This is a genomic window from Aurantivibrio plasticivorans (assembly GCF_055392955.1).
Map to the genome: position 1 here is coordinate 3419878 of NZ_AP036020.1, position 16234 is coordinate 3436111.

Genomic DNA, 16234 nt, shown 5'->3' on the forward strand with positions numbered 1-16234 from the left:
AAACCAACCTTGATAAACTGTGAATCAGTATTGTTTCTTCACAACAATGAAGGGTTTTACTCTCCAAGCACCTCACATAAAATACTGCGCTTAAATCATTTTAACGCAGGGTCACTTTATCTATGAAACTCAAGATTAGCGCAACCGCTCTACTCATTGGTAGCAGCCTGCTACCAACCGCTTTTTGTCAGGCTGAAATCAATTCCTTCGACATTAATTTGAGCGAGCACGCAGTCGAAGGCACTTTAGACATCGGCGGCCCATGGCAAAACACCCATCAATCTATTTCCGTTCAATATAACGATGATCTAGATCGCGACGAAGACGGTTATACTCTCGCCTATGGTTTGTATAGTGGCGGAGCCAAAGGTGAAATATCCGGAAGCCTAGGCGGCAAAGCGATGTTAATTGACGCCGATATTGTCGACGGTGGTGCACTGGCATTAGGCGGAGAATTCCGCTGGTACTTTCACCCGGAAATCAGCTTACAAGTACGCGGCCATTTAGCACCGAGCGTTTTGTCATTTGGTGACGTTGATCGATATCGCGAGTTAGGAGTACATGTTGCTTTTGACCTTATCCCTAACACCCATATTTATGTAGGCGTGAAAACAGCGGAAGCCAAATTTGAGGGCTTCAAACGCGACGCGGAATTCCAAGACGGCATTAACATCGGCTTCGAAATGAAATTACAGTAATCCCTCGCTATGCTACCGGAGCGGCCTTTGTCGCTCCTAATCCTGCCCAAATACTCGCACTCCCTGACTTGCAAACAGACCCCCACTACTTACTCTCAACCAAACATTGTTGGGTCGAAGACAACGGCTTGACGTAAAACAACAAATAAATACGACTGATCACCCCAACATACCTCTACTAGTACGCAACGAAACTAAATTTAGCGTACTCAGCAGACAGTATGATCGACAATAGGTAAGGAGTGATGCATGTTAGTACTAAGTCGAAAAACGGGAGAGAAGATTTTAATTGGAGACGATGTCTCAATTACTATATTAGCGGTTCGCGGGAATCAGGTTCGCTTAGGTATAGAAGCACCCAAGGATATCGACGTTCACCGCGAAGAGATTTTTAACCGTATTCAGAATAGCAAAGAAGGCCCGCTGAAAAACACACAAGAATCAGAGCAAGGGGCGTGCGACTGCAAATCAACTGTATCAGCGGGGTAGTAACAACTCAGGAATCGCCGGACGGAGGAAACTCAGACAACACAATCGCAACGGCTTCGTTGACTAGTTCCGTTTTTTCCTGAGGACTCATACGGCTGACTTCCCTTGGAGTAAATCTTGCCTTGGTTTGACCACGCCATTTGAGCACCTGGGTTTCGGGATCGATAAAATCGATCATCAATACGCCTTCGATATATTCAACTGTCCTAACTTCAGTCGTTGTGTTAAACACACTCCAGCGCGGATCATAACAACGATAACAAGTACGGTACCCATAGTAGTCATTGTAATTGCGGTAAGTTCGAATATCCTTCTCTCGCTCAGAGGTCGACAAGTAACTTACTATAAGGTCGGCCTCACCTTCAGCCACAGACTGCATCCCTTTTGCCTCAAGCTCACGAACAATGGCTCGTTCGATACGGGCTTTAATTAAATCGTCACTTTCCATAGCGTGCTCATTAGGCGAAACCAATGCAAAGGTTTTTTTACCGACAAAAGAATAGGCAATATCGTAATCAGTCGCGACGCGCATCGACGTACAACCCGCAACACCAATACACAGTACCACTAGAGCAAAAGTAGATAGTCGTTTCATTACGCGACTCCAGATTAATTAATTTTCCAGCGCAACATCGAGTGATTTACGATACACACTCGGTGCTTCACCATACCAACGCTTAAATGCGCGCGTAAAACTGGCAGGCTCTGAGAATCCTAGCAAGTGGGTAATTTCGCCTAACGATAGTTGCGAATTTTTCATATAAATATCGGCCAGGTCTCGGCGAACTTCTGCCAAAAGATCTGAAAATCGATATCCTTCCGACACCAGCTTACGCTGCAAAGTTCGCACGCTCATGTGAACTGATTCAGCGGCTCCAACTTCAGACACATCACCTGATGGTAGCGTTTCAGTGATATATTGGGTCACAGCAGGAACAATCAACTGTTTTTCAAGTTGAGACATATACTTCAACGCGAGCAACTCATTGACATGGGCCAAGGCTTCATTACCTGTAGGCAAGCCCATTTCCATGCTATGGCGATCAATCACCCATTGATTAATAGGCGCGTCTAAATAATAGGGGCATCGAAAAAGTGATTCCAGCGCTGACTTAATCGGTGATTCTTTCCGAGAAACAAATACAGCTTTGGGTGAAAAGCCTTGACCGCAGAGCAAACGCGACATTTTCAGCACCGCCACATTGACAGCATCGGATGCCATGTCATGCGCATACTTGGGCACTTCAATTGAACTAAAACTGAAAGTATAGTTTTCGCCGTCAGCTTTTAGCGATACATTACTGTAACTATTCACGATCCGAGCATACCTTGCCATGCGCTGCATCGCTTCTTTCAGCGAACTGCTGGCCAACCAAGAATAACCCAATGCGTGGTAGGTGGTTACACTCCAGTGATCACCAACATCCATACCGAACGTCTCATCACCGTACATTTCCAACCCTGCATCCCATAACTTCACCATGCCGGTGATGGGATAACGTGCATTTCCATCGCCAAGCTTCGCTGGATCAAGGGCTGCTTTTTCGAAGGCCAACCTAGGATTAAGACCTTTTTCCTGCAATGTTTGCCAGACTAAAAGTGCCCACGATGTGAGCGTAGTGGAGGCCATTGAAAATCCTTACTGGAAGCGAGATATTCACAGGAAGAAACCGTCGCTTGGATACCGATAATTGTGCATGGTGTAACACGCACGACAGGTAAATTCAGATTTCATGATAAGGATTGTAAACCATGGCAATCAAGTAATGTAAAGCTTTACATTCTTTACTGCTCACACGGCATTTCCTTATCAATTCACTCAAGATTCACCGCAATAGGCGTGGTACTTCGTGACGATCTTCTTTAAACTTTGCGCATTCGATAATAATGACAAAACTTGGGAAGACCGCGCATGAAAAATATTACTTCGCTTGTCGCTATCGGTTGCTTCGCTCTTTCTGCTGCAGATGCAATGGCGCAAGACTCAATGTCTGATGGGGAATACATCGCTCGTCTGGGGAATTGTGTCGCCTGTCATACCGTTGAAGGTGGCGAGCCTTTCGCTGGTGGCTTTAAGATGGCTGTCCCAATGCTTGGCAACATCTATACCACTAACATTACCCCAGACAAAGAAACAGGAATTGGCAATTACACCTTCGAAGATTTCGACAATGCAATGCGGCTTGGCGTAGCAAAAGACGGCCATAACTTATATCCCGCCATGCCCTACCCTTCCTACGCCAAAATTACCGAACCTGATATGCGGGCGCTCTATGATTACTTCATGAACGAAGTTGAGCCTGTCAACCAACCTAATATCCCTAATGAAATTCCAGACCATTTAAGCATGCGCTGGCCGCTGTCAGTGTGGAATCTATTAATGCTCGACGATGACCGTTACAGCCCAGATCCAAATCAATCTGACGAGTGGAATCGCGGTGCATACCTGACTCAAGGGCTAGGCCATTGCGGTGCATGTCATACGCCGCGCGGCATCATGATGCAGGAAAAAGGCCTGGACGAAAGCGACTCCGCGTTCCTCGCCGGGGCGCCCTTAGATCATTGGTCTGCTTCGTCTCTTAACGGCGATATAAATTCTGGATTAGGACGCTGGAGCGAGGAAGACATCGTCGCATTTATGAGAGACGGGAAAAATCGTTTCGGCACCGCCTTCGGCACAATGGTTGAGGTAATTAATAACAGCACCCAATACATGACCGATGCTGACTTAAAAGCAATGGCCGTGTATTTGAAGTCTCTGCCAGCGGTCAATGAAAAGAACGACCAACCCTGGGAATACAGCGACGCAACCGCCAAAGCGATTCAGGCATTTGATTTTTCCGCTACCGGTAGTCAAGTGTATTTTGAATATTGTGGCTCTTGCCATGCCTACGATGGTGCAGGGCATAGTTTAGACATGCCATCACTTGCCGGTAATCCTGTCATTATGGATCCAGACCCCTCGTCTCTCATTAATTTAACGCTCAATGGATCACTACGTTTAGTACGCGATGGCGCCCCGGAAACCTTCGATATGCCTTACTTCCGAGGCTTGCTGGATGATCAACAGATTGCTGATGTTGTCACATTTATGCGCCAGTCTTGGGGACATAAAGCAAGCGGTGTTTCAGCCGAAGATGTCGCTGTAATAAGAACCGCTACGGATCCAACCAAACATGATGTGGTCGTTTTGAGAATGCGTTAAACAATACTACAAGATCGGAAAATCAAAGGCTCTTGAGGTTTCCTCTCAAGGGCCTTTTTTATGTGCATGTAGAATATTTTAGCCTGGTGATTGGTTCCTAATTTCTTTAATATGGCCGCCACACATATTATATGGAGGGGATACAATAATGAATATTTTACTACGCTCTATTACCGTTACATGGTTAGCTTTTGCGGCCCAATGTTTTGCTGAATCCTCTTCCGATACGATTGAGCAACAATGGTTAGATATCATCGCTAGCGGAAAAGCCTATAGCAAGGAACAGTTGCAACCACTTTACCAACAGCTAGGTCCAATAAGCGCAGAAGACATTATTGGCACTTGGAACGGTGGTAAATTCGATGGTGGAAAGCCCGACCCTATCAACTGGTATGGTAAACAATTTAATTCATTAGAAGATGTGAAACCGCTTTTGGTGAGAATGGAAGACGGCTCAATTGGCGTATTCGATAAGCTTGGCGCAGCGCGTCTTCGAGAAATTAAATACCAAGGCGTTGTCTCCGCATCACTGATTTATGATACTCAACCCATTATGGACTACTTCCGAAAAGTGAACGACGACCTGATCATTGGTTGGGGCGATGTTAAAGGCAGCGAAGAAAGCAGCTTCTTTTTCTATCTCAAGCGAGACCCAAAGTAAGTATTACAGCGAAGAAAAGAGGGCTCTCCCCCTCTTTTCTTGCTATAAAATCATTGAATACGGCAATAACGCCATTGCTCGCTATTCGGCAACAACTGGCCAAAAACTTGTTGGCGGTTGTTTATTTTTAATGACCTCAAGTAATTGAGTCAGCTTATCCATTTCGATAGGCTTTGTGAGGTAGGCATCCATTCCTACGTTGCGGCAAAGGTCTATTTGTTCACTGACCGCATGGGCAGTCAGTGCAACGACTACATGTCGCGCTTGCCCTTGTTGCTTCTCCCAATCACGTAGTTCAGCCGTGGCGTCAGTACCGTTAAGCACGGGCATCTCACAATCCATTAAAATCAAATCAAATGGCTTTTCTCTATGCTCTATTTTTTCTAAGGCCTGCTGTCCATTTTTTGCGATTTCCACTTTATGCCCAAATCGTTTGAGTAATCCAGAAATCACCATTTGGTTTACCGAGTTATCCTCAGCGACTAAGATATCCAGAAAAATACCGCCTGGCTTCTTAGCCACTGAAAGGCTATCGTCATCTACGCATAATTGCGCTGGTTCATCGCTGAGTAATTCTTTATATGCTTTAAGTAAATCCTGAGGAAGGATTGGCTTTTCAATGGCCTTTAAAATACCGACGCTAACTAAATCTTTCACCATGGGCAGCTGCGCAGCAGCCGTCAACAGCATGCGTGGAATTTTCTTTAAATCGTCATCCTGCATGATACGACGACTCAGCTCTAAACCATTCATATCCGGAAGGCGTAAATCGATACAAATTAAATCAAATTGCGCTTTTTGCCTGTGACTTTCCTCTAATGCAGACAGCGCATCCTGCCCCGATTTGACCCACTCACACTGTAGACCCCAACTATTGGCTTGGCTCGTCAATAACTGAGCATACGCTGCGTTGTCTTCAACAACCAACAGCCGCTTTCCCTCTACCGAGGCAATCGTATCACTATGAGCCGGTTCTTTATGGGCAACTGGGAGCATAATACGCACCCAAAAACATGAGCCCTCCCCTGGCGTACTTCTAACGCCTATCTCTCCACCCATCAAATTCGCGAGTTGTTTACATATTGCTAAACCTAAACCAGTACCGCCATACTCCCTGGATGTTGCTGCATTCGACTGCTGAAATTCATTAAAGAGGTGCTCCTGCTCATCAGCAGCAATTCCAACACCAGTGTCTACCACTTCTATGAGAACGTTTCGGGATTCATGTTCGAGGTGTTCTACGCGTAAAGTAACTTGCCCAGCGGAAGTAAATTTGATGGCATTACCAACCAGGTTCATCATGATTTGCTTCACGCGCGTTGGATCACCTTCAACCCACTCGGGAAATTCAATCTCAATATCAGCAATTAGCTCGATCTGCTTCTCAGCCGCCTGAGGCCGAAATATTTCCAAGCAGTCAACGGCGGTTCGAGATAAATCAAAAGGAATAGTTTCTAATTCAACCTTCCCAGAAACAAACTTTGAATAATCCAATATGTCATTGATGATCGTTAACAACGAAGCACCGCAGGAACGAATAATGTCATTGTAATGACGACTCGTCGAATCTTTTAGTCGATCAGCCAGTAGCTCAGACATTCCTAAAATACCGCTAAGAGGAGTGCGTATTTCGTGACTCATCTTAGCGAGGAATGAGGACTTCGCTCTATTATCAGACTCTGCAATGATTTTTTCGTCCTGCATCAGGCGAATACGATACGCCATCGCAAACGCCAGCAATATCGCTTGAGCTTCGACCGAAACTTGCAAGATTACTGACGCATGGTAGGTAAAAATATGAGGGCCACCAACAGTGGCCATCATCCAGTTGATCACAGAAAACAAGTAAGCAGCCCATGCCAGCAAATAATACTTAGAATAAACAGACCCTTTTAGGTGGGTGTATAATGCGGACGCCACAAATGAAATGTAAACCCACAATGTGAAGATCGTAATGATCACTGGGCTAGTATCAACTTGAATGTAGCGTAAAAAGCCCCATACCAATAACACACCAATGAGCACGTAATAGCCTTTGGCTATTTTCGGACAGTGTTGTTTTAGGTCCAAAAAATTTATCGTAAATAAAATACCCAATATCAAAGTGATCGAGCTCAGAACAGTGCCTGCCTTAATTTGCAGCCACGGAATTCCCGACCATATATACGCAAATCCGAAACCATTCAATTGCAAACTATAAATCGCAGACAACGCAAGATAAGCAGAATAGTAGATATACACTCTATCGCGAGTCCCGAACCAGACCATCAGGTGATATAGCGCCAACCCCAGTGTAATCCCTACGTGAATCCCTTGAAACCAGGAGTAGCCAAGGTCGTTCTCGAGAACCGTTTTTTGAGTAGTCATGTTTGTAAAGTAAACAGGAAGAGGCGTTCGCCGAACCTCAAGTAACAGTTGGGTTGTTGTGTTGGGTTCCAGGTCAATAGGAAACAATGAAAAGCGATGTAAAAAAGGACGGCTTGTAAAACCTTCATAGCCATTGATAGTCTGCTGCGAAATTAAGTTACCATCAACGACTTTGTATAAAGTGACATCGCCTGCAAAGGCATTTCCGATGTTATAAAACCACTTGCTATCCGGAATGCTTTCGGCGACTTTAAAATCAACGCGGAGCCAGGCTGGGAATCCGTCAAGTAGCAAAACGGTATCACCCTCATTGGCTTTGACGTCGGCGAGGTCCGCATTGGCGACCGAGCGCCAATCCCACTGATTTCCAGTAAAAACGTAAGTGTTGCCACGAGCAAATCGGTAGGTTTTGTTTTCGGCGATTAATATCTCTGTGGACTGTTGTGAAAGGACTTCAAAAGAACTAAATAGCAGCGGGATAAGCAAGCATAACTGGGTTAGGCCGCGTGTTGTCTTTAAGCGATCCATTTTAGATGCTATTCCTATCCAATTGATCCATACCGACTTGTAATGCGTATCGAACCCTACTATCAAGCGTAGACTACGCCTCCTCAGTCGACTAGCTAAACCACTCCTTGGACTGAAGGCTTGCTTCTATAGGGGTACGCTTTTATAGTCGTAACGCATAAGCTCTGACACACCATAGACACTCAGAAAGATCACTCAAAGCCAAACGAAGCAGCTCCAATCACCGCGAAACCACACTTATGAAAGTCACGAAAAGTTCACCTAAGTTTACACGACCTATCCTTATAGCCTGCTTTGCGATGTTGTTCGTCGGCTGTTCAAGTCTGGTCTATCAAAACTTTGATACTTTCTATGGCATTCCAGTGCCCAAAGAGTACACAGAGCGCTCGACCACACCGTCTCCAAGCTTTTATGGTGATGTACAACCTATCTTGGAAACGCGCTGCGTGGTTTGCCATGGGTGCTACGACGCCCCCTGCCAGCTGAAGCTTGAATCATATGAAGGCATCTTACGCGGAGCTAGCCCACAAAAAGTATATAACGGAGCCCGACTTTCTTCTGTTTACCCTACGCGCCTATTCATTGATGCTCAATCCACCGCGGCGTGGCGGGCGAGAGACTTTCACCCCGTCATCAACGAACGTACCAATTCAGCCAACACAAATATTAAGGCCGGGCTAATTGGGCAAATGCTCGAGCTAAAACAGCAAAATCCACTACCTAAGGCCGATCAATTGCCGGATACCTTTGACTTCTCGATCAATCGCGACCAACAGTGTAGTGATATCGAGAATTTCGCAGATTTTGCTGAGGACTATCCACTATGGGGAATGCCCTTTGCCTTACCTGGCCTCAGCCAATCAGAGCACCGCACACTCATTAATTGGCTTGCCAACGGTGCAGAAGCCGAAGCTCGAGAACAATTGCCTCAGCATATCGACAGCCAAGTAAAGCAGTGGGAAGAAATATTTAATGGCGGCTCGCTCAAACATCAACTCGCTGCTCGATACCTTTATGAGCATTTATTTATTGCCAATTTGTATTTTGAAGACAAAGGGCAGGACACTGTATATTTTAAACTAGTTAGGTCTTACACCCCACCAGGTGAGCCTATTTCTATTATTAGCACCGTGCGACCCTACGACCACCCTCGCACAGATGATTTTTACTACCGTTTATGGCGAGAACCCTCAAGTATTACCGCCAAAACACACATGCCTTATCCTCTCGATAATAAAAAATTAAAAAATTGGAAACGCTGGTTTTTCGATTCTGATTATACGGTAGAAAAACTACCCAGTTACGGCGCTGCGGCATCAAATCCCTTTGCAACGTTCAAAGCAATTCCTATGGAATACCGGCATCGTTTTTTATTAGACGAAGCACAATTCACCATCATGAACTTTATTAAAGGTCCCGTTTGTCGTGGCAATGCAGCGCTAAATGTCATTCAAGATCACTTTTGGGTATTTTTCATCGCACCGCTCGAAGAAGCCTCAAGTGCACAAAATGATTTCCTGGCAGAGCAAGCGGATCATCTGCGGCTTCCAGCCGAATCAGAAAGTGGCGTGTGGTCAATTACACATTGGCGTCGGTACGCTAAGGCGCAAGAAAACTACATCAAAGCAAAGGGAGAATTTCTGCGTGAGAACCACGACATTATCTCCAAAGAGCAAATCAATCTCGTGTGGGACGGCTATAAGACCAACGACAATGCATCGCTTACGGTATTCCGTCATCACGATAGTGCAACTGTTGTGAAAGGCCTTGTGGGCCAACCGGACACTATTCCGTGGGTGATAGATTACTCTGTTCTCGAACGGATTCATTACCTTTTAGTAGCCGGGTTTGATGTCTTTGGAACAGCATCACATCAGGCAATGACTCGACTCTATATGGATTTTTTACGGATGGAATCAGAGCTCAATTTCACTGGCTTTTTACCTGCTAATCAGCGCAGTAACGTAATGGCACCGTGGTACATTGATGCAGAAGATGATGTCAGCAAATACCTCACAGACTATTACAACAATAACCAAGCAAGAGCACCCTACGAGTACAAAACCGACAACCCCAAAGCGGAGTTACTCGCATTGCTTACACATCAAGTCAAAGACGTTTTAAAAAATCCATACGCAGTAAAAGAAAGCAGACTTCCCGACAGTACGATTCGAGAATTAGATAAATTGAATATTGCACCGGTAAAAGGCGCACAATATTTTTCAGATACTTCGTTCATCAACATTAAAGATCATGGCGTATTGACGCTATTGGCGAACCGTCGCTACACCAACATTTCTTCTATTTTTGGCTCAGCTGACCGTCGCGTGCCAGCAAAAGACACCATACTACTCGCCAACGGAATTATCGGTGCTTATCCGAATACAATATTTCAGTTGTCTACCGCTCAAATCCCAGAATTTGTTGAAATGGTACAAGGCGTTACCTCAGAGGAAAGCTACCGACATTTATTAGACCGTTTTGGAGTAAGACGTACAGATTCTAGGTTTTGGGCTATAAGCGATGAGATACACGAAAAATATCGTGTAATGGAACCACTGCGTGCAGGCATTTTGGATTACAACCGGCTTGAGAATCGGTAACGTCTCAAGCCATTCCAATATTCTCAAACATCAATCTCGGCGGCTACGTCCAGCAATATTCAGATATTTTTCAGCGTAGCGGCTACCCACATCATAAAAGTGCACCAAAAACGATAGAATCGTATAAATGTTTTACTAAGACCGAGTGTTAACATCCAGCCACACTAGCCAATCAAATAATAATATGGAGTGTAGCTGTTATGGTTTCGTTCACTGCAAAGACTAAAAAACTTCGTCTTGCGCTTACCGCTCTGACCCTCGGTCTATCATGCTTTTCCCTCGCTTATGCGACGCCATTTACATCTCATTTGACATCTCACGGAAAAAGCACCAAAACTCCCGTTGTCAAAATTAACGCGGGCAAAGTTCGAGGAGTCACAACTGACTACGGTTCCCAGTATTTAGGTATCCCCTACGCAGCAGCGCCTACCGGTGATTTACGCTGGCAACCACCTGCTCCAGTTGAACCCTGGGAAGGTATTTTAACTGCAGGTACGGTGGGCAACGGTTGTCCTCAGTCGATCTCGCCATTTGGCCAGCCCAGCGCGAGTGAAGACTGCCTCTATCTCAATGTCTACACGTCATCTCGTGGACATCATCGCCATTTCCGCAAGCGACCCGTTATGGTTTGGATTCATGGTGGTGCTTTCACCTATGGCGAAGGTCACTCTTACGATCCCGCTAAATTAGCGGATGAAGGCGTGATCGTTGTAACGTTTAATTATCGTTTAGGCGCCTTGGGCTTTATGGCTCACCCAGCACTCTCTGCGACATCAAGTACTGGGGCATCTGGTAACTACGGGATAATGGATCAGCAAGCGGCTCTACAATGGGTACAGGAAAATATCCGTGCGTTTGGTGGAGATCCCAACAATGTCACAATCTTTGGTGAGTCCGCCGGTGGATTGAGTGTCCACGCACACTTGGCTTCGCCTCAATCAGAGGGATTGTTTCATCGAGCCATTATTCAAAGTGGTGCCTACCTTCTGGAACAACCAAGCTTGCAAGACTGGGAGTACCTCGGTCTAGCCATGGCCAATGCTATCGGCTGCCCTGATCAATCTCTAGAGTGTTTACGCAACGCAGACGTAAATACCATCGTTGCAAATGCCGACCCTGGCGCACTCGGGTTTCTGCCCATTGTAGATGGCGATGTATTACCAACGTCTGTACTGACATCACTCGCCACAGGCCAATTTAACAAAGTGCCGGTGATGGAGGGTACGACACGTGATGAGTACAGCTTGTTCGTTGCCCTACAGTTTGCGCTCGCCGGCAACCCAGTGACTGAAGAAAATTTTGTTAGCCTTATCACGACATTAGGCTTTCCAATTGAGGTCGCTGCATTAATTGCCAGCCAATATCCGCTGACTGACTATGCATCGCCAAGCGACGCATTCACTGCGTTGGGGACTGATTTCTTGTTCTCTTGCAACTCCCGTACGTCGTTGCAATTACTATCGCAACACACGCGTACCTATGCATTTGAATTCAATGACCCGAACGCCCCATTCACGACATTACCATTTGTGGGGGTTCCTTATCGCTCAGCCCATACGACAGAAATCCAATATTTAATGGATCCAGCGACTGGGGCACCCGCATTTGATGCTGATCAAGAAATGCTATCCAATATCATGCAAAATTATTGGACAAGCTTTGCCCGCTTCGGCACACCAAACTTCACCTTCGCGCCGATATGGCCACGATTCGGCGCAAGCGAGCTGGTCAAATCACTAGAACCTCCCTTCCCACAAACAATCAACAATTTTGCGCAAACGCATAAATGCGGTTTTTGGAATGCGTTGTTAGGCGACCAATAAAACCACTTAAGCTACGCAACTGACAAGTGCGCCCGATATTGCGCACATTTTCAGGGAAGCCCTTTAACGGGCTTCCCTTTTTTTGGCTTTATTAATTCTGATTACCCGTCGATAGTATCTGATCAATAGCCTGCATCGCAGTAATGACGGCCAGACCATCAAACACCTGCCCTTTGAAATACTCTTCAGCCATCGGCGCAATACCACACTCTGAAGGTAATGGGTGTTGCTGTTCAATAACCTGTCGCATGCGCTCGATAAATATAAACTGCGTCCACTCCATAAAATTGAGCGTATCCACACAAAAGGGTTGTAGGCTGGCCAATGCCGCATCACTAGGGCGGCTATCTGACCAAATATTTATTCGCCGCATTTCATGTTCTAGATCATTTAGCAGCCTTGCAATTTGCTGATGTGGCATTCATATTCCTCACTCTATCGAGTTATTATCTTAGCACTCAGTTCGTCGATTTATTTTAAGTTGATTTCGTTCAATCAACTTGGCCACTTACCATTCATAGATGCGATGGTGATACGCATGAGCACCGCACGCTTTAATCCCATTAAGCTTTTATCTGGACGACTAGAAAAGTTAGTCGAAGGAAGACTTTGGCTAAAAGTGCTTCTCGGTTTAGCCGCGGGAATTCTTCTAGGCCTATTGCTCGGCCCTAATCTTGGATGGGCCTCAAAGCCCACGGTCAATGCAATTACTGCGTGGCTAGCGCTCCCAGGACAAATCTTTCTCGCGCTAATTCAGATGATAGTCGTCCCGCTAGTGATGGCGTCTATCGTGCGTGGATTAGCAAGCAATAACAATCCTGATGCGCTGAAAAAAATCGGACTGGTCGCAATCGTCTTCATCCTCTTAACCACTGCCTGCGCAACGGCCATCGGCATCTCATTCGGGCAGTTCATTCAACCAGGGTCACATGTTAACGCCAGTGACCTGTTAGATTTTGAATTACAACCGATCACCCCGACGGGGGCATTTCCAAGTATTGCAGAATTACCCGACAAGATGCTGACAATTTTCCCTAGTAATCCGATGGCATCAATGGTGTCAGGCGAGATGCTACAAGTGATTTTGTTTTCAGCAGTGCTTGGTTTTGCTCTGCTAGCTATTCCCGCGAAGCAAGCGCAACCCCTGTTTGATTTACTTGGCGCTTTACAAGAAGTCAGTATGCGAGTTGTGTCCTGGGCGATGCAGCTTGCCCCATTTGCCGTATTTGGACTCATTACCAAACTAGTGGCCAACCTCGGTTTAGACGTGCTAGGCGGGATGTTACTTTACGTTGTCACTGTGTTACTCGGCTTGGCCTGCATGATGTTAATCTATTTGGGCATTGCCATCATTATTTCGCGCGAATCAATAGTTAGTTTTGCCTCCCATTTAAAAGAACTCTTGCTACTGGCATTTTCAACGAGCAGTTCGGCTGCGGTTATGCCTCTGTCACTCAAGGTCGCAGAGGATAACCTAAAGATAGACCCAAGCGTCGCTCGTTTTGTAATCCCACTTGGGGCAACCATCAACATGACTGGCACGGCCCTTTATCAAGGTGTAGCAACCGTGTTTCTTGCCCAGGTATTTCACGTTGATTTGTCGTTCGCCAGCTATTTATTTGTCATTTCTATGGCCGTAGCTGCATCCATTGGCTCGCCAGCAACACCTGGCGCAGGCATCGTAATTTTAAGCATGGTTCTAGAAGGCGTGGGCATACCGGCTGCAGGCGTCGCATTGCTTCTGGGCGTCGACAGAGTTCTCGATATGTGTCGAACTGCGGTGAACGTGCTCGGCGATGTAGTGACTTGCATCATTGCAGAAAAGGCGCTTCCCACACCGGAAGCTCAAGTTTACACACAACCTTAATTGGAAGACGCGTTAAACCATAGGCGTACTCGCGTCCCTTTGCCAGCCTGACTATCAACATCAATTTTCCAATCAAACCGTTCACATACGCGTTTTACGATGTCTAACCCTATGCCAGTGCCATCAGACTTAGTGCTATAGTCGCGATCAAATATTTGCCCGATATGATCAGCGGAAATGCCTTCACCAGTGTCAACCACATCAACATAATTTTCCGCAAGCGTGATCGATACGCTACCTTCGTGAGTATGCTCGAGCGCATTGCGTACAATGTTACCGATAGTTATTTTCACAATACTCGGAGGGACGGCAAGCGTTGGCTCCGCCAATGTGCGCAAAGTTAATTGGTTATTAGCGGATGATGCCAAGACATCAGCATCGTCAATCACTTCATCAATGATTACCTTAACTTGACTGACTGATTCGGCCGTGATCGTGCTGCAGTTTTCGCGCGCGAGGAACAATGTTGCTTCGATAAAACCCAACATTTCTGTAATTGCGCGTTGAATCCTCGCCACCGCTCGGTGCGAGATGTCCGACAATGGCTGACCTTCTAGTATATCAACGGCTCCAATAATTACTGAGAGCGGTGTACGTAGCTCATGACTAGCCGCTGCACTAAAAGACTGCTCTCTGGCAACAAAAGCATCCAATCGTTGTAAGTAACTATCAATAGCCAATGCAATTTCTCCTATCTCGTTTCCACTATACGCAGGAGCGATACGCAAATTGCGCTGCGCTGGTTTTATCTTCGAAAGCTGGCTAGAGAGCGCACGTACTGGCGATAAAATGGAAGACGAAGCTTGCAAACCGACAATAACTGCGAATGCTAAAACAATCACTCCGCCATACAGCAGAATTTCTAAGATAGCGTGCTCTTGATTTTCCCATTCAGAAATATCATAGGTCAGCACCAAATGTCGGCCGCGATACTCCAATACTTCGACTTGATAATGATGGTCAGCAATTCTAAGACTGTGATACGAACCAACGGCGAGCTGTTTTAGTTCCTTTGGCACGGGCTGCGAATCAGTAATGCCATATAAATCCCAACCACCGAGAAAATGTGGATTGACCTCTGTTCCTTGATCTAATTGCGCCACCAATGACAACATTTGACCATGCACCATATTGCCAAAGGTTGCCTCTTCGAGCTTTTGTTTGATTAATAACAACCCCACGGCAAACACTACGCTTGTAATGGTTACAATAACCACCAACGTTAAAATAATGCGAGCACGAATCGTTTTGATACTCATATAAAATCTTTACCCAAAACTATAACAGGTCGACTTGCTGTGTGAGCCGATAGCCTTCACCGTGAATAGTATGAATTAATTTTTCTGAAAAGGGTTTATCAATTGCTGTGCGCAAATTGTAGATGTGGGTTCGCAATATATCCTTGTCGGGCGGGGAATCCCCCCAAATTTCATCTTCTAGCTCTGCTCGAGTAACCACGCGATGACTGTTTAGCATCAGTAACTTGAGCAACTTGCGTAAGATAGGGTTCAGTTCAATAACCGCGCCAGCACGACTAACCACTTTCGTATTGAGGTCGTAAAGCAGGTCGGCAACTTCCAACTTGTCTCCGTGCCCTATGGCTTGTGAACGCTTTGCGAGCGCTATCAGTCGCGCCTCAAGCTCTTTTACTGAAAAGGGTTTGACCAGGTAATCATCAGCGCCAACAGAGAAGCCTTCCAATTTGTCATCCAGTTGATCGCGCGCCGTTAACATAATAACTGGAGTAGAGACATGAGCGTGGCTTCGTAGGCGATCACAGACCGAGATGCCGTCCATTTTCGGCAACATAAGATCAAGCACAATCGCGTCAAACTGTTCATTACTTGCTAGGCGTAGTCCACTTTCTCCATCCTGAGCAAAATCCAGCACAAACCCTCTGGGCTCTAGATAGTCGGCAATATTCGCCGCGATATCCCTATTATCCTCAATGATAAGTACTTTCATTACGGTGAGCCATGAGTGTGTTGATACC

At 45.9% G+C, this 16234-nt stretch carries 13 protein-coding genes; 7 read left to right on the forward strand and 6 right to left on the reverse strand.

The features are described 5' to 3' along the window. Positions 1 to 122 precede the first annotated feature (122 nt). Together ACZ5NB_RS15290 and csrA are read left to right on the forward strand one after the other, a co-directional pair. A complete protein-coding gene (locus ACZ5NB_RS15290; RefSeq protein WP_460233121.1) occupies positions 123 to 698 on the forward strand; it encodes a YfaZ family outer membrane protein in 576 nt (191 codons plus the stop codon). 249 nt (positions 699 to 947) lie between these two features. Then, a complete protein-coding gene (gene csrA, locus ACZ5NB_RS15295; RefSeq protein ID WP_460233122.1) occupies positions 948 to 1187 on the forward strand; it encodes a carbon storage regulator CsrA in 240 nt (79 codons plus the stop codon). 7 nt (positions 1188 to 1194) lie between these two features. On the opposite strand, the gene ACZ5NB_RS15300 is transcribed toward csrA, so the two are convergent. Continuing rightward, on the reverse strand, positions 1195 to 1782 hold the full coding sequence (locus ACZ5NB_RS15300; RefSeq protein ID WP_460233123.1) for a DUF4136 domain-containing protein: 588 nt from the start codon (positions 1780 to 1782) through the stop codon (positions 1195 to 1197). An 18-nt stretch (positions 1783 to 1800) separates the two neighbouring features. Then, a complete protein-coding gene (locus ACZ5NB_RS15305; protein ID WP_460233124.1) occupies positions 1801 to 2817 on the reverse strand; it encodes an AraC family transcriptional regulator in 1017 nt (338 codons plus the stop codon). Between the two features lie 282 nt (positions 2818 to 3099). Here ACZ5NB_RS15305 and ACZ5NB_RS15310 point away from each other — a divergent pair, with 282 nt between their 5' ends. Next, entirely contained in the window at positions 3100 to 4392 is a 1293-nt protein-coding gene (locus ACZ5NB_RS15310; protein ID WP_460233125.1) for a cytochrome c, read from the forward strand. 148 nt (positions 4393 to 4540) lie between these two features. After that, positions 4541 to 5053 carry a DUF4334 domain-containing protein gene (locus tag ACZ5NB_RS15315; protein WP_460233126.1) on the forward strand — a complete coding sequence of 171 codons (513 nt, stop codon included), beginning with the start codon at positions 4541 to 4543 and terminating at the stop codon, positions 5051 to 5053. Positions 5054 to 5134: 81 nt separating this feature from the next. Here the strand turns inward: ACZ5NB_RS15315 and ACZ5NB_RS15320 are convergent, their stop codons facing one another. Next, on the reverse strand, positions 5135 to 7948 hold the full coding sequence (locus tag ACZ5NB_RS15320; protein WP_460233127.1) for a hybrid sensor histidine kinase/response regulator: 2814 nt from the start codon (positions 7946 to 7948) through the stop codon (positions 5135 to 5137). Positions 7949 to 8187: 239 nt separating this feature from the next. On the opposite strand from ACZ5NB_RS15320, the gene ACZ5NB_RS15325 reads away from it, so the two are divergent. After that, positions 8188 to 10551, forward strand: a complete 2364-nt coding sequence (locus ACZ5NB_RS15325) for a fatty acid cis/trans isomerase (protein ID WP_460233128.1) — start codon at positions 8188 to 8190, stop codon at positions 10549 to 10551. A 200-nt stretch (positions 10552 to 10751) separates the two neighbouring features. Continuing rightward, on the forward strand, positions 10752 to 12374 hold the full coding sequence (locus ACZ5NB_RS15330) for a carboxylesterase/lipase family protein (protein ID WP_460233129.1): 1623 nt from the start codon (positions 10752 to 10754) through the stop codon (positions 12372 to 12374). A gap of 91 nt (positions 12375 to 12465) precedes the next feature. On the opposite strand, the gene ACZ5NB_RS15335 is transcribed toward ACZ5NB_RS15330, so the two are convergent. Beyond that, a complete protein-coding gene (locus ACZ5NB_RS15335; protein WP_460233130.1) occupies positions 12466 to 12795 on the reverse strand; it encodes a YqcC family protein in 330 nt (109 codons plus the stop codon). Between the two features lie 117 nt (positions 12796 to 12912). Here ACZ5NB_RS15335 and ACZ5NB_RS15340 point away from each other — a divergent pair, with 117 nt between their 5' ends. Further along, positions 12913 to 14241 carry a dicarboxylate/amino acid:cation symporter gene (locus ACZ5NB_RS15340; protein ID WP_460233131.1) on the forward strand — a complete coding sequence of 443 codons (1329 nt, stop codon included), beginning with the start codon at positions 12913 to 12915 and terminating at the stop codon, positions 14239 to 14241. Here ACZ5NB_RS15340 and ACZ5NB_RS15345 read toward each other — a convergent pair. Together ACZ5NB_RS15345 and ACZ5NB_RS15350 are read right to left on the reverse strand one after the other, a co-directional pair. Beyond that, on the reverse strand, positions 14238 to 15500 hold the full coding sequence (locus ACZ5NB_RS15345; protein WP_460233132.1) for a sensor histidine kinase: 1263 nt from the start codon (positions 15498 to 15500) through the stop codon (positions 14238 to 14240). The genes ACZ5NB_RS15340 and ACZ5NB_RS15345 overlap by 4 nt on opposite strands. A gap of 19 nt (positions 15501 to 15519) precedes the next feature. Further along, positions 15520 to 16206 (reverse strand): response regulator transcription factor, encoded by a 687-nt coding sequence (locus ACZ5NB_RS15350; RefSeq protein ID WP_460233133.1) that lies wholly within the window; start codon positions 16204 to 16206, stop codon positions 15520 to 15522. Between the last annotated feature and the right edge of the window lie 28 nt (positions 16207 to 16234).

Excerpts from the sequence above, each read along its gene's own strand:
- ACZ5NB_RS15320 (WP_460233127.1), bottom strand. The coding sequence starts at position 7,948 with ATGGATCGCTTAAAGACAACACGCGGCCTAACCCAGTTATGCTTGCTT.
- ACZ5NB_RS15335 (WP_460233130.1), bottom strand. The coding sequence starts at position 12,795 with ATGCCACATCAGCAAATTGCAAGGCTGCTAAATGATCTAGAACATGAA.
- ACZ5NB_RS15305 (WP_460233124.1), bottom strand. The coding sequence starts at position 2,817 with ATGGCCTCCACTACGCTCACATCGTGGGCACTTTTAGTCTGGCAAACA.
- ACZ5NB_RS15345 (WP_460233132.1), bottom strand. The coding sequence starts at position 15,500 with ATGAGTATCAAAACGATTCGTGCTCGCATTATTTTAACGTTGGTGGTT.
- ACZ5NB_RS15315 (WP_460233126.1), top strand. The coding sequence starts at position 4,541 with ATGAATATTTTACTACGCTCTATTACCGTTACATGGTTAGCTTTTGCG.
- ACZ5NB_RS15330 (WP_460233129.1), top strand. The coding sequence starts at position 10,752 with ATGGTTTCGTTCACTGCAAAGACTAAAAAACTTCGTCTTGCGCTTACC.
- ACZ5NB_RS15290 (WP_460233121.1), top strand. The coding sequence starts at position 123 with ATGAAACTCAAGATTAGCGCAACCGCTCTACTCATTGGTAGCAGCCTG.
- ACZ5NB_RS15310 (WP_460233125.1), top strand. The coding sequence starts at position 3,100 with ATGAAAAATATTACTTCGCTTGTCGCTATCGGTTGCTTCGCTCTTTCT.
- csrA (WP_460233122.1), top strand. The coding sequence starts at position 948 with ATGTTAGTACTAAGTCGAAAAACGGGAGAGAAGATTTTAATTGGAGAC.
- ACZ5NB_RS15325 (WP_460233128.1), top strand. The coding sequence starts at position 8,188 with ATGAAAGTCACGAAAAGTTCACCTAAGTTTACACGACCTATCCTTATA.
- ACZ5NB_RS15300 (WP_460233123.1), bottom strand. The coding sequence starts at position 1,782 with ATGAAACGACTATCTACTTTTGCTCTAGTGGTACTGTGTATTGGTGTT.
- ACZ5NB_RS15350 (WP_460233133.1), bottom strand. The coding sequence starts at position 16,206 with ATGAAAGTACTTATCATTGAGGATAATAGGGATATCGCGGCGAATATT.
- ACZ5NB_RS15340 (WP_460233131.1), top strand. The coding sequence starts at position 12,913 with ATGAGCACCGCACGCTTTAATCCCATTAAGCTTTTATCTGGACGACTA.